The 13,183-nt window shown below is 33.3% G+C and carries 14 protein-coding genes; 12 read left to right on the top strand and 2 right to left on the bottom strand.

Going from position 1 to position 13,183, the window contains the following annotated elements:
* Window positions 1-106 precede the first annotated feature (106 nt).
* From P2W65_RS14470 to P2W65_RS14415, 12 genes are all read left to right on the top strand, one after another.
* Entirely contained in the window at window positions 107-604 is a 498-nt protein-coding gene (locus tag P2W65_RS14470) for a TlpA family protein disulfide reductase (RefSeq protein ID WP_091497065.1), read from the top strand.
* A gap of 107 nt (window positions 605-711) precedes the next feature.
* Complete coding sequence (gene tpiA / locus P2W65_RS14465; protein ID WP_179003327.1) at window positions 712-1,464, top strand: triose-phosphate isomerase; 753 nt, start codon at window positions 712-714, stop codon at window positions 1,462-1,464.
* A 188-nt stretch (window positions 1,465-1,652) separates the two neighbouring features.
* Window positions 1,653-2,486, top strand: coding sequence for a 50S ribosomal protein L11 methyltransferase (gene prmA, locus P2W65_RS14460; RefSeq protein WP_289658388.1), 834 nt, complete (start codon window positions 1,653-1,655; stop codon window positions 2,484-2,486).
* A gap of 37 nt (window positions 2,487-2,523) precedes the next feature.
* Complete coding sequence (locus P2W65_RS14455; RefSeq protein ID WP_057118487.1) at window positions 2,524-2,799, top strand: ATP-dependent Clp protease adaptor ClpS; 276 nt, start codon at window positions 2,524-2,526, stop codon at window positions 2,797-2,799.
* A 64-nt stretch (window positions 2,800-2,863) separates the two neighbouring features.
* A complete protein-coding gene (locus P2W65_RS14450) occupies window positions 2,864-4,135 on the top strand; it encodes a sterol desaturase family protein (RefSeq protein WP_289658384.1) in 1,272 nt (423 codons plus the stop codon).
* 9 nt (window positions 4,136-4,144) lie between these two features.
* Window positions 4,145-4,828, top strand: coding sequence for a lysoplasmalogenase (locus P2W65_RS14445; protein ID WP_289658382.1), 684 nt, complete (start codon window positions 4,145-4,147; stop codon window positions 4,826-4,828).
* Between the two features lie 16 nt (window positions 4,829-4,844).
* Window positions 4,845-5,297, top strand: a complete 453-nt coding sequence (locus P2W65_RS14440) for a 2-dehydro-3-deoxyphosphooctonate aldolase (protein ID WP_179003323.1) — start codon at window positions 4,845-4,847, stop codon at window positions 5,295-5,297.
* A gap of 848 nt (window positions 5,298-6,145) precedes the next feature.
* Complete coding sequence (gene kdsA, locus P2W65_RS14435) at window positions 6,146-6,964, top strand: 3-deoxy-8-phosphooctulonate synthase (RefSeq protein WP_091497082.1); 819 nt, start codon at window positions 6,146-6,148, stop codon at window positions 6,962-6,964.
* Window positions 6,965-6,983: 19 nt separating this feature from the next.
* Window positions 6,984-7,889, top strand: a complete 906-nt coding sequence (locus tag P2W65_RS14430) for a hypothetical protein (RefSeq protein ID WP_289658376.1) — start codon at window positions 6,984-6,986, stop codon at window positions 7,887-7,889.
* A gap of 98 nt (window positions 7,890-7,987) precedes the next feature.
* Window positions 7,988-8,662, top strand: coding sequence for a YiiX family permuted papain-like enzyme (locus P2W65_RS14425; protein ID WP_289658374.1), 675 nt, complete (start codon window positions 7,988-7,990; stop codon window positions 8,660-8,662).
* Window positions 8,663-8,751: 89 nt separating this feature from the next.
* The gene (locus tag P2W65_RS14420; protein ID WP_179003318.1) at window positions 8,752-9,204 is read left to right on the top strand and encodes a hypothetical protein; all 453 of its coding nucleotides are present in this window, start codon (window positions 8,752-8,754) and stop codon (window positions 9,202-9,204) included.
* A gap of 5 nt (window positions 9,205-9,209) precedes the next feature.
* Entirely contained in the window at window positions 9,210-9,515 is a 306-nt protein-coding gene (locus P2W65_RS14415; RefSeq protein ID WP_179003317.1) for a hypothetical protein, read from the top strand.
* Between the two features lie 186 nt (window positions 9,516-9,701).
* Here P2W65_RS14415 and P2W65_RS14410 read toward each other — a convergent pair whose 3' ends face one another.
* Together P2W65_RS14410 and P2W65_RS14405 are read right to left on the bottom strand one after the other, a co-directional pair.
* Window positions 9,702-11,093 carry a M20/M25/M40 family metallo-hydrolase gene (locus P2W65_RS14410; protein ID WP_289658370.1) on the bottom strand — a complete coding sequence of 464 codons (1,392 nt, stop codon included), beginning with the start codon at window positions 11,091-11,093 and terminating at the stop codon, window positions 9,702-9,704.
* 166 nt (window positions 11,094-11,259) lie between these two features.
* Window positions 11,260-13,179, bottom strand: coding sequence for a discoidin domain-containing protein (locus tag P2W65_RS14405; RefSeq protein ID WP_289658368.1), 1,920 nt, complete (start codon window positions 13,177-13,179; stop codon window positions 11,260-11,262).
* Window positions 13,180-13,183: the final 4 nt, after the last annotated feature.

Below are 13,183 nucleotides of genomic sequence, written 5' to 3'. Positions count from 1 at the left end.
CAAAACAAACGAGTCTTCAAATTTTGTTAATCTCCATTTGGCTTTCAAATTGTTTGTTTAACTTTGTGAATTCAGTACTTAATTTTAAAAATAATTTATTTTACATATGAAACAAATTGCTTTAGTAGTAATTGCATTTATTACCTTTTCTTGCTCTCAGGCTCAAAAAACAGCTTTCTCCAAAGAAGCTTTAGCCGAAAAATTATTAGGAACAGACGACAGCCAAACTACCTTTAAAAACATCTTAAAAAAATACAAAGGCAAAACTTTAGTGATTGAAGTTTGGGCTTCCTGGTGTGGTGATTGCGTAAAAGCAATGCCAAAATTAAAAGAATTACAAGCTAATAATCCTGATGTATCTTACTTATTCATTTCGGCTGATAAAACAGCTGACAAATGGAAAGCTGGAATCGAAAAACACGAATTAAACAAAGGTGATCATTATATGATGAATGACGGAATGAAAGGTCTTTTCGGAAAAGCGATCGATTTAGACTGGATTCCAAGATACATTGTTGTAGATAAAACAGGTAAAATTGTCCTTTACCGCGCTATCGAAACTGATTTTGCTAAAATCGATGAAACTTTAAAATCATTGAAATAATTTTCAATTACAATAACAAATACAATTTCAATGTCAAAATTCAATTACAATTGCAATTTTGACATCCTTCAAAAACAAAAAATTAAAAAATAATAAAAACTACCAAAATGAGAAAATCGATTGTTGCAGGAAACTGGAAAATGCATAAAAATGCGGCACAGACTGAAGAATTATTAAATGAATTAGTAGCTAAAATTCCAGCTAAAACAAATGCACAAGTAATTGTAGCTCCAACATTTGTAAACTTACAAGCAGCTGCTGCAAAATTAAAAAATACCACTATCGGTGTTTCTGCTCAAAATGTTCACCAAGCTGAAGGCGGTGCTTTTACGGGAGAAATTTCTGCTGATATGTTAACTAGCATTGGTGTTAACACTGTAATTTTAGGTCACTCTGAGCGTAGAGCTATTTTCCACGAAACAGATGCTTTAATCGCAAACAAAGTAGATACTGCTTTAAAACATGATATGACTGTTATTTTCTGCTTCGGAGAAGAATTAAAAGACCGTCAGTCTGATAATCATTTCAATATTGTTGAGAATCAATTACGTGACGGATTATTCCACATCACAAAAGAATCTTGGTCAAAAGTGGTTTTAGCTTATGAGCCAGTTTGGGCTATCGGAACTGGAGAAACTGCTTCACCAGAACAAGCACAAGAAATGCACGAATTCATCAGAGAAACTATCCGTAAAGCTTTTGGAGCTGAAATCGCTGATGAAGTTTCAATCTTATACGGTGGTTCTGTAAAACCAGAAAACGCTAAAGAAATTTTCTCTAAACCAGACGTTGACGGTGGTTTAATTGGAGGCGCTGCTTTAAAAGCAGATGATTTCTTAGCAATCGTTACAGCTATCTAATTTTAGATTTTAGATTTTAGATTTTAGATTTTAGATTTTAGATTTTAGATTTTGAAATTCTACATATTAAAAAGTGTTCGCTCGTGCGAACACTTTTTTGTTTTAAATTATTCTTAAATTAGGAATGTTCTTTTACATTTCTTGATAGATTTTACTTTGTATTGTTACCTTTGCAAAAAATTTTATTTATGTCAAACATCTATTTAGGATATCATTTTACTATTGAACCAAAAGAATTGGGTTCAGAAATTTTAGTGGCAGAATTGGGCGAAAAAGCGTTTGAAAGTTTTACAGAAACGGAAAACGGAATTTCGGCTTTTGTGAAGAAAGATTTATGGGATGAGAATATTCTGGATGATATTTATATTTTACAATCAGAAGAGTTTAAGATTGAATATACTATTGAAGAAATCGATCAGGTAAACTGGAACGAGGAATGGGAAAAGAATTTTGAACCTATTGATGTTGATGGAAAATGCCATGTTCGTGCTCCTTTTCATGAAAAAACGAATGCCGAATTTGATATTGTAATCGAGCCCAAAATGAGTTTTGGAACAGGTCATCACGAAACAACCCACATGATGATTCAGCATTTATTGGAAATGGATGTTAAAGGCCTAAAGACTCTTGATATGGGATGCGGTACTGCTATTTTGGCTATTTTGGCTGAAATGAAAGGTGCAGCACCTATTGATGCTATTGATATTGACAACTGGTGTTATTTAAACTCTATTGAAAATGCCGAACGCAATAATTGTAAACACATCAGCGTTTATGAGGGCGATGCTGCTTTATTGGCAGGTAAAAAATATGATTTGATTATTGCCAATATCAACAGAAATATTTTGTTGAACGACATGCAGGCTTATGTTGATGCTTTGAATCCAAAAGGAATTATATTATTCAGTGGTTTTTACGAAGAAGATATTCCGTTTATCGATGCTTCTTGTGTTGAGAAAGGTTTAACTTATGTTAAAAAGATTCAAAGAAACAACTGGGTATCATTAAAATACGTAAATTAGATATTGATAATCAAATCAGTACAAAAACTTAAACAAAATGAGTACTAAAGAAAAAGTTAGAGAAAGAATTCGCGAGAAAGAAGCAACGGGTTTCAATAACGAAATTATCGTTTACAATGATGACGTAAACACTTTTGATCACGTAATTGACACTCTTATGCGTGTTTGCAGCCACACAGCCGAACAAGCTGAACAGTGTTCTTTAATTGTACATTACAACGGGAAATGCACTGTAAAAACAGGCCCGATTGACAAATTAAAACCACAATGTACACAACTTTTAGAAGCAGGACTGAGCGCTGAAATTGTTTAGTTGAAAATAATTCAAAAGGCATTCTATTTTATTCTATATTTGGATGAAATAGAATGCTTTTTTTATGGAGGAATATGGAAAGATATTGATTATTGCAATGCCTATTTTTTTGACCTTAATTATCATCGAAAAAATATACGGCATCTATACTAAAAATGATACGGCACCTCTAATTGATAGCGTATCCAGCATTAGTTCTGGAATTACAAATTCCGTAAAAGATGTTTTGGGTTTAAGTATTACTTTTCTTTCCTACGAATGGCTGGTTTCAAAAATTGCTTTACAGCACTTAGAAGCAAACGTTCTCTCCTACTTCATTGCTTTTTTTGTCATTGACTTCTACGGTTATTGGAGTCATCGTTTGGCACATCAAATCAATTTTCTTTGGAACAAACATGCGATTCATCACAGCAGTGAAGAATTTAATTTATCCTGTGCGCTTCGTCAGCCCATTGCGAGTTTGGTCAATCTATTTACTTTTTTGTTAATTCCTGCCGCTTTGTTGGGCGTTCCAGCTTCTGTAATTGCCATTACGCTTCCTATTCATTTGTTTTTACAATTTTGGTATCATACCAAACATATAAAAAAAATGGGGTTTGTAGAGCATATTTTGGTTACTCCATCTCATCACAGAGTGCATCATGCCATAAATCCTGAATATTTGGATAAAAACCATTCTCAGATTTTTATTTTCTGGGATAAACTTTTCGGCACTTTTCAGGAAGAATTAGATGACGTTCCACCAGTTTTCGGAATCACAAGGCCTGCTAATACCTGGAATCCAATTAAGATTAATTTTCAACATTTAACTTTGCTTATAAAAGATGCCTGGCGTGCCCCAAAATGGAAAGACAAATTCACGATTTGGTTTAAACCCACTGGATGGCGTCCTGAAAACTTTGAAGAAAAATATCCGGTAAATAAAATTGAAAATGTTTTTGATTTTGAAAAATACGGAACGCAGAATTCTCAAAGATTAATATATTGGTCTGTTGCTCAAGTTTTGATAACCTTATTATTTGTTAGTTTTCTTTTTGATAATATCGCTAAGATTGGACTTCCAAATATCTTTGTTTATGGCTTTTTTATTTTCATTACCATTTACAGTTATTCAGAGTTAATGGACAAAAACAGGTTTGCTGTTTTGTGGGAAATTTTACGATTGGGCATCGTAATCTGCATTATAAGCTATTATGGAGACTGGTTTGGTTTAAATAATGTAATTCCAATTGGTAATTATATTATTTTTACATATTCAATACTATCAATTATAGCGACAGTATATTTTGTTCGTTATGATTTTAAAAACCAACCAAAACCGATATATAATTCATAATCCCCTATTATGAGAAACTCTTCATTTTTTAAACTTTTTATAGCTTTCAGCATCGTTTATCTAGCTATTCTGGTGCTTGGTCATGAACGTTTCGATCTTTTTTTAAAGCCTATTTTAATACCTATTCTAGGGTTTGCGGTTTATTTTTACCGAAAATTTCCAACTCAGAATACTTTATTGATTGCCCTTTTATTTTCTTGGATTGGAGATGTTGTCCTGCTTTTTACTGATCTTGGGGAAATCTATTTCATTATAGGTCTAGTATCCTTTTTAATAGCACATATTCTCTACTGTATCTTGTTTAACAAACTGAACAGAGTGAGAAAAAAACAAAACAAAACATTTTTTGTAATTGGAAGCATCTTAATTGCTACATATTTAATTGGAATGGTGTCTTTATTAATGCCACATTTAGGCGATCTTGAAATTCCAGTTTCTATTTACGCCACAGTCATTTCAATTATGCTTTTGTTTGCTTTTAACGGGCTTTTGGTTTGGGAAAGACCAGGAAATCTATTGGTGTTTTTAGGTGCTTTTTTCTTTATCATTTCAGATAGTATATTGGCTGTGAATAAGTTTTATACACCTATTCCAAAAAGTTCATTTTTTATAATGATTACCTACCTTCTGGCACAATATCTGATTGTGCTTGGTATTTTAAAACTAAACCCAAAAAAAGTAAAAGAATCTTAGTTTATAGTATTACCTCATGAAAAAAATAACTCTTTTTATTGTTTTATTAATTACCTTTTCTTCTTGCGTAAGCACCAAATCGACTTTAAAAAATGTAGACGACAATGCGCCTGATTTGGTTTTAAAAAAGGACAATACTTTTGTCATTACTCAATTTGCTAAAGACAAAAAATACGGTTATGACCCTGACTATCCTGTTAATCTATTTTTCCAGAATACAAACAGTGAGACCTTAAACGAAAACCGTTTTCTAAATGCTCTTGCTGGGCCTAGCGGTGAAAAAATTACCTATACAAAACTGGAAACCTGTTGTCCGTTCCCTACCAAAAGAAGTAATATGGGTGCCGGATTTTTAAATGTTTATGAATTGACTTGGGAAGGGCAAAAAAAGCCGATTAAACTTTATCTGAATATCTATGAAAAAGGGATTTTAATGGTTCCTATGGGATTGAGATTGAAGCAGAATTAGTTATGATTAATACTAAATCTGCTTTTGTAATACTCTTATTACTATGCATATGTATTTTCCCTTATCATATAGCTATTCTCCTTATTAATTCGGATTCTTTATCATCAATAGTTCCCGGCTGGAACACTACCATTATTCCTGGACAGATTATTTCTAATTCGATTAAATTCCTTGTACTTCTTGTGACTGCAATTTGTGGGTGGAAACTTTTCAAAATCAAAAAAGAGATAGCTTTAAAATTTTTTATTACTTATCTTTTATTTACGTTTCCAGCGCTATTTATTGGAAGAATTAGTCTTTATGAACTAACTTCATTTGGTTCTGAAGGCTTTATGGATCGTATCCGAATTGTAGTTTTTATCAATATTTTCTTGAATATTTTGTTTTTTATTGGACAAATTTATTTTTGGAGGTTTTATATTCTAGCCAAAAGATCTTCTGGGATTAACAATTTAACTTAATTTTTCCAAATTCAATTAAAAGAAATAGCTCTTAATGAGGTTTAAATAAAGAACGCTGGAGAATCATAAAACATGATAAATATCATTTACTACTTTCTTTTGATATCCTAATATTGCAACCAAATTATCAAATATGATTTTAGATGAATTATTGTAATTCCACTAAAGTCCTAGCCCTGATAGCAGCGGAAATCATTTTTCTCTAAAACTTATTTTTTCCTGGCTGGGCAGAGCGACCGAAGGAAGCTCCTGAACAGCCATTGGAAAAAAAAGTTTTAGAGAAAAATATTGAAGCGAATAGCAGGAATGGCTTCATAAAATAATCTTAAATCTTAATCTGGTATTCATAAATCATGACTACCTTTGCAGTGCAAAAAAATAAATTTTATGAACATACAACATATTCCACAAATTAAACATACTGACAGCGGAAATTTCTTTTTATTAGCGGGGCCTTGCGCCATTGAAGGAGAAGAAATGGCGCTGAGAATTGCTGAAAAATTAGTTGGTATTACCGATAATCTTCAGATTCCTTATGTGTTTAAAGGATCTTTTAAAAAAGCAAACCGTTCTAGAATTGACAGTTTCTCTGGAATTGGTGACGAAAAAGCTTTAAAAATCTTAAGAAAAGTATCTGAAACTTTTCACGTTCCAACTGTTACTGACATTCATACAAACGAAGATGCCGATATGGCTGCGCAATATGTAGACGTTTTACAGATTCCTGCTTTCTTAGTGCGCCAGACTGATCTTGTTGTTGCAGCCGCAAATACTGGAAAAACAGTAAACTTGAAAAAAGGACAATTTATGAGTCCAGAAAGCATGAAACATGCCGTGCAAAAAGTGTTGGACTGTAATAACGAAAATGTTATGGTTACAGATCGCGGTACCATGTTTGGCTACCAAGACATGATTGTTGATTTTAGAGGCATTCCTACTATGCAGCAATATGCTTCTACTGTTTTGGATGTTACGCATTCATTGCAACAGCCAAACCAGACTGCAGGAGTTACAGGCGGAAGACCTGATATGATTGAAACCGTTGCTAAAGCTGGTATTGCTGTTGGCGTTGATGGAATCTTTATTGAAACGCATTTTGATCCTGCAAATGCAAAAAGTGATGGCGCTAACATGTTACACTTAGACTATTTTGAAGGTTTAATGAACAAGTTAGTTGCTATTAGAAAAACAATTAACGCATTTTAATTTATAATACTTAAGTTCTTTGAAAACAAAAATTTTATTTTTCTTACTGACTTGTGTTTCTCTAAACACTTTTGCTCAGGAAGAAATACCAGTACAAAAATACGCCGCGCACAACAAAGGAAAATTCTTTGTGATGTGGGGTGGTAACAGAGAGAGTTACTCAAAATCTGATGTAAACTTTAGAGGTAAAGATTACAATTTTACAGTTGAAGATATGAAAGCGCATGACAAACCAAAAGGATGGCATGTTGATTATATCAATCCGGCTAATATGACAATTCCGCAAACTAATTTAAGATTGGGTTACTTTTTTAGCGATCATTACAGTGTTACAATTGGTGTAGACCACATGAAATATGTAATGGCACAAAATCAAATTGCAAATGTTACCGGAAACATCAATTTGCCTGCAGATGATCCTGCATCAATTTACAATGGTAATTACAACCATACTCCTGTTGATATGTCTCAAGGAGGAGCTCAAGAAGGCGGTTATGGAAATGGTGAAATAAACACAAACGGCCCGGCTTTTTTAATGTATGAGCATACTGATGGTTTAAACTACATCAACACAGAAGTTGCGAGATTTGATGATGTTTCTAAATGGTTTGGATTACCAAACATTGATAAAGTTCAGATTAATTTAACTGAAGGATTGGGAGTTGGAGTTTTGTATCCAAAAACCAATACTACTCTTTTGGGCAAAGAACGTCATGATGATTTTCATGTTTCTGGTTACGGTGTTTCTGCAAAAGCGGGTCTTAACGTTACTTTTTTCAAACATTTTTATATCCAAGGAGAGTTAAAAGGAGGTTATATCAATATGCAGGATATTAGAACTACTACAAGCAACGAAGATAAAGCTTCTCAGCACTTTACTTATTTTCAAAGAATTATTGCTGTTGGAGGAATCTTTAGAATCTAATATTTCGTAAATAAATTTAGAAAATAGCTGTCATTTTATTTGGCAGCTATTTTTTTTATTATTTACTTTGCAACTCAAAGTACTTTAAATTGTGTTTTATGAAAAGTAAGAAATTTTTATTTCCGTTGATTACATTCGTCATCAGTTTTGGGTGTGCTCTATTTATTAGTCTAAAAGTTTTTCCAAATAATCCGTTTACCGGAAATAAACAGGAAAAGAAAGTTGCTAGTAAATACAAAGATGGCGATATAATTTTTCAGACTTCTGAATCTAAACAATGTGAGGCGGTTCGTATTGCAACGAATTCTAAGTTTTCGCATTGTGGAATTATTTATGATATTGACGGAAAATGGTTTGTTTTTGAAGCCGTTCAGCCTGTGAAACTAACACCGCTTGAAGATTGGATCAAACATGGAAGAGACAGTAAATATGTGGTTAAAAGATTAAAAAATGATACTGTTTTAAAACCGGAAGTTTTGCAAAAAATGAAAGACTACAGTCAGCAGTTTGATGGTAAAGAATATGATGCTTATTTTGAATGGACAGACAACAGGATTTACTGCTCTGAGTTGGTTTGGAAAATTTATAAAAATGCAGCAGGAATTGAGTTGTCAAAACTTCGTGAATTGAAAGAATTTAATTTGACTGATCCAAGGGTTCAAACAATACTAAAAGAACGTTATGGCAATGATATTCCGTTGGAAGAGAAAGTCGTTGCTCCTTCTGACCTTTCCGATTCTAGTTTACTGAAAACTGTTATAGACACTTACTAAATAGCAAAAAGCTAGCTGACTCATTATTCCTAGCTTTTTTATTTACCAATTAACTTTGAATTTCAAAGAACTTTTTAAAAATACAATTTATGAGAGATTATTTGATTGAGAAACTTTATGAATCTTCTAAAAAACCGTATCAAAAATATTTCAAGAAAAATGAACCTTGGAAAATTGATAAAACTAAATTGTTGGATTATCCGCAAGAAAGTTTAGGATTGGGGTTGGGAAATTTTCTTTATAACAATCATTTTGATATTCAGGAAAAACTGGAAGATCACGATATTATTCATGTACTGACCAATACAGGAGTTTCGGTTTATGAAGAAATCGGAATGCAGTATTATCTTTTCGGAAACGGAAAAAGAAGCTTGTATTTGTATATGGTTATTTTAACAGGAACTCTCTTTTATCCAAAACGAATTAAATACTTCATTGAACAATACAAAAAAGGAAAAAAGGCACTTCCGTTTCATTATTTGGACTTTTCGAAAATGCTTTTAGTTCCAATTCCATCTATTCAACAAACTTTTAAAATTTAATTTCTATGAAAACTATTCAGGATAAACCTTTTAAAGAAAAACAATCTATCGAACTGACTGTTGGCACATTTATTATCAGTACAGTCCTATTTATGCTTTATATCGTTTCAAATGAAAGTCCAAACGTTTTGGTTATTGCCTGGCCGTTTGCTTTGTTTGCAATAATTGTAAACCTCATCATGTTTGTTCATTTGACAGATAGATTCATTCATTTACCGCAACAACGAAAAGAAATTGGAATTAAGATTTTATTATTGCTTTCTAATATTCCAATAACCTATTTGTATTATTTAATTGTCATGAAAAATTGATTATTATATTGATCGTTCAGCTGGAACTTTTTGCAGCCTACATAATCTCACAACGGATTAAAATCCGTTGCTACAATATGAATCATTCCTACGGAATTTTTATGCCAAAAATGCTTTATCGTTTTTGGCATAAAAAAATAGGCTGTCAAAAATGACAGCCTATTTTCTATGTCGATTTTAAAAATCTTAGTTCGCTTTTGGCAATTCAATTCCGGTTTGGTCAATTAAATAAACTAAAGAAGTCATCGTTGCAGCACCCAATTCTAACTCTCTTTTGTTGATGGCATCAAATTTATCGTTTGCTGCATGGTGGTAATCAAAATAACGTTGTGAATCTGGTTTTAAACCTGCTTTTACAATCGCTTTAGACGTTAAATGACTGATATCTGAACCTGCGTGTCCAATGGTAAAACTATGTACTAAATAAGGCTCAAAAAAGTCTCTGAATCCTTGTATTTTTTTCAAGTTCGCATCATCAGCTTCAATAGAAAATCCTCTTGGAGAAAATCCGCCTGAATCACTTTCTAAAGCAAAAATATGGTTTTCGTTCTTTTGTTTGGAAACTTCTTCATATTTAGCACCGCCTTTTCCGCCGTTTTCTTCATTCATGAATAAAACCACTCGAATCGTATTTTTAGGTTTGTAATTTAAATTCTTAAGAATTCTGATTACTTCCATACTCTGCACTACTCCTGCTCCATCGTCATGAGAACCATCAGCTAAGTCCCAAGAATCTAAGTGACCGCCTACAACCATAATATTGTCAGGATTTACACTTCCTGTTAACTCTCCAATTACGTTATGCGACAATACATCTGGTAAGGTTTCACAAGATTGCTTGAAATAAAATTTTAAAGACGGATTTGCTTTTAAAGATTTACTCAATAATTCCGCTCCATTTGTACTAATTGCTGCTGTTGAAATATATTGTTCCTTTGGTAAATCGCCATAACTTTGCGCTCCTGTATGAGGAAAATCGTCTAAACGTAAATTCATTGAACGTACAATTGTTCCAACTGCTCCTAATTTTGCAGCTTCTTTTGCACCAGCATATCTTTGGTCAACACATGCTCCGTAAGATGTAAAAGTTTCAATGTTTTCAGGATTCATTGGCCTGTTGAAAAAAACAATTTTGCCTTTTACTTTGTCTGCTCCAAGTTCGTTTAGTTCTTTTATGCCTTGAACTTCAATTATTTCTGCTGTAAGACCCGTTTTTGGTGTTGCAATAGAGCCTCCTAAAGCACAGATTGGCACATTTGTTTTTACTTTTCCGTCTAAAATATAAGCAGTTTCTTTCTCGCCACGAACCCAGTGCGGCACCATTACTTCTTGAAGATAGACTTTATCTAAACCTAATGCTTCTAATTGTCTTTTGGTATATTCTACCGCTTCAGCAGCGCCTTTAGAACCAGATAAACGAGCTCCAATATCATTAGACAAATATTCTAACCAAGTGTAGCATTTTGCTTCGGTTAAAGCTTTTTTATAAAATAATTTGATGTTTTTTTCGTCATTTGTCTGAGCAGATGACAGCAATCCGTTTAAAACTAAAGCAGTTAAAAGAATCGTTTTTTTCATAGTTTCTATAGTAATTTTGGAGTTTATTCTGCCAATGGCGTATTCACAAAGGAACAAAATTTCAGACAGTTCGAAAGCTTTTTCTTCAACCTTTTCTCAAAAAAAAGCTCCAATTACAAATTCTTCAATTTGCAATCGGAGCTTTTTAATATTCCTAAAATAAAATCTATTTTACTTCGATAATCTTATTTTTTGAACCAATACCATTTTCATTAAAAGGCTCAATAGTGAAATAATATTTTGTTCCTTTATCTAAACCTCTAAAATCATACGTATTGTCGCCATAAACCATAATACTATTATATAATTTATCTGGAGTAATTCCGTAATAAATATTGTAACCAACGGCATCGTTTTGTTTTTTCCAAGAAATCATGGCGTTTCTGGAATCTGCTTTGTTTCTATCAACTTTAAATGAAGCCACTGCTTTTGGTTTTGAAGCTAATCCGTTTCCAAAAACTCTGAAATCTGAAATGGCAAATAATCCAGAAGCGTTATGGATATTTTCCATTTTGATATAACGCGCTTTAAATGGCTTTGTCAATTCTACGTAATCGTGTGGTGCATCTTTATCATTTTTAGATTTATCTACTACCAACGTCCAGTTTTGAGCATCATCAGACATGAATATTTTATATTGGTAATAAATATCCATTGCTTTATTGAACTGCGTCGCTTTATGATCTGCATAATTAATCTGTAGCGCCTTTACTTCCATTGGTCTTCCTAAATCCATTTGAAGCCATTCACCAGGATTACTTGTTTTAGCTGACCAATAGGTTTGAATATTTTCATCGGTTAAATTCTCGGGGCCGTAGCAGAATTTCTCATAGACTTTTTTGCCACCGTTATCCATTCTGTGTGTTTCTACTTCCATACATTCTTCAGAAGAAGAAACCGTTACAGGCTTTTTATACGAAAGTAACATCCAACCCGATGAAGCGCCTTTTGTTTGATCGCGTTCACTTGTTGGCAAAACGATTGGAAAATCGCCATAAGAAGTAATAGAATACATTACATCATCTTTATCAAATCCAGCTGGAAACATATCTATGCGTCGCTCAAAACGATCTTTGATTGAGATTTTACAAGTTCCAGTGTTCCAATAATTTCCGTAATTATCTGCGAAAGTATTTCCGTGTCCTGCTCCAATCACAAATCCGCCTGGTTTGTAAGACATTGGATTATGTTTTTGATAGGTAAACGGCCCAAGCGGATTATCGCCAACATGGACACCATTTGCATACCCTTTAAATTCTGTTGCTGGCGCACCGTACTGCATATAGTATTTTCCGTTGTGTTTGGTCATCCAGGCTCCTTCAATGAAATTTCCCCAAGGTGCTGGTTCCATATCATTATTTGGTCCAAAACGTTCCCAACCATGAGCAGAAGGATCTAAACCAACGACTTCTTTAATCTGTCCATAAGGTTTTTGAATATCTTCTACTTCTGTTGCTTTATATAATATTGCGTAATCTGCCTGATTACCTTTTGGGAGCCAAGTATTATAATCCACCTCAACACCTACAAGCGGTAGTTTTCCGCTTGAACCATAATACATATATACCTTTTTGTCATCATCCTGAAAAATCGCTGGATCCCAAGTTGGAAGCATTGCTTTGTCTACGTGACGTGTCCATCTTCCTGATTTTGGATCGGCAGTTTTCCAGATGGGATGGTCTCTTTTCCAAGTTGATCCTACGTAAAATAAGGTATCATTTACAACCCAAGCTGCAGGAGCACATTGATCATCGTCTCCCGGCTGTCTTTGAAAACTTCCGTAAACAAAATTCCAATCTGACATGTCTTTGCTCCAGAAAAAACCTGCTTGATTAGTGGCAAATAAATAATACTCTCCTTTGTAAGTTATAATAACAGGATCAGCGCTTGAACGACGAGATTCTGGAATTCCATTGTGATTGTGAGTGGTATAATTGTAGCCAATATTAATTGGATTACAATATGTAGTTGCTGGTTTATTAGGATCAAACCATTCCGTTTTACCTAATTTTTGTGCCAAAAGACTGTGACTAAAAAGAATCACAAATAAGATTGGCAATGCAGGCAGTTTATATCTTTTTTTCATTGTT

The sequence above is a fragment of the Flavobacterium panacagri genome (genome assembly GCF_030378165.1).
Classification (GTDB): Bacteria; Bacteroidota; Bacteroidia; order Flavobacteriales; family Flavobacteriaceae; genus Flavobacterium; species Flavobacterium panacagri.
This window is presented reverse-complemented; position numbering and strand designations above follow the sequence as displayed.

What these genes read in the sequence shown, in the direction of transcription:
- kdsA (WP_091497082.1), top strand. Translation starts at nt 6,146, where the DNA reads ATGAACATACAACATATTCCACAAATTAAACATACTGACAGCGGAAAT.
- prmA (WP_289658388.1), top strand. Translation starts at nt 1,653, where the DNA reads ATGTCAAACATCTATTTAGGATATCATTTTACTATTGAACCAAAAGAA.
- P2W65_RS14405 (WP_289658368.1), bottom strand. Translation starts at nt 13,179, where the DNA reads ATGAAAAAAAGATATAAACTGCCTGCATTGCCAATCTTATTTGTGATT.
- P2W65_RS14440 (WP_179003323.1), top strand. Translation starts at nt 4,845, where the DNA reads ATGAAAAAAATAACTCTTTTTATTGTTTTATTAATTACCTTTTCTTCT.
- P2W65_RS14450 (WP_289658384.1), top strand. Translation starts at nt 2,864, where the DNA reads ATGGAGGAATATGGAAAGATATTGATTATTGCAATGCCTATTTTTTTG.
- P2W65_RS14455 (WP_057118487.1), top strand. Translation starts at nt 2,524, where the DNA reads ATGAGTACTAAAGAAAAAGTTAGAGAAAGAATTCGCGAGAAAGAAGCA.
- P2W65_RS14410 (WP_289658370.1), bottom strand. Translation starts at nt 11,093, where the DNA reads ATGAAAAAAACGATTCTTTTAACTGCTTTAGTTTTAAACGGATTGCTG.
- P2W65_RS14420 (WP_179003318.1), top strand. Translation starts at nt 8,752, where the DNA reads ATGAGAGATTATTTGATTGAGAAACTTTATGAATCTTCTAAAAAACCG.
- P2W65_RS14425 (WP_289658374.1), top strand. Translation starts at nt 7,988, where the DNA reads ATGAAAAGTAAGAAATTTTTATTTCCGTTGATTACATTCGTCATCAGT.
- P2W65_RS14415 (WP_179003317.1), top strand. Translation starts at nt 9,210, where the DNA reads ATGAAAACTATTCAGGATAAACCTTTTAAAGAAAAACAATCTATCGAA.
- P2W65_RS14470 (WP_091497065.1), top strand. Translation starts at nt 107, where the DNA reads ATGAAACAAATTGCTTTAGTAGTAATTGCATTTATTACCTTTTCTTGC.
- P2W65_RS14445 (WP_289658382.1), top strand. Translation starts at nt 4,145, where the DNA reads ATGAGAAACTCTTCATTTTTTAAACTTTTTATAGCTTTCAGCATCGTT.
- tpiA (WP_179003327.1), top strand. Translation starts at nt 712, where the DNA reads ATGAGAAAATCGATTGTTGCAGGAAACTGGAAAATGCATAAAAATGCG.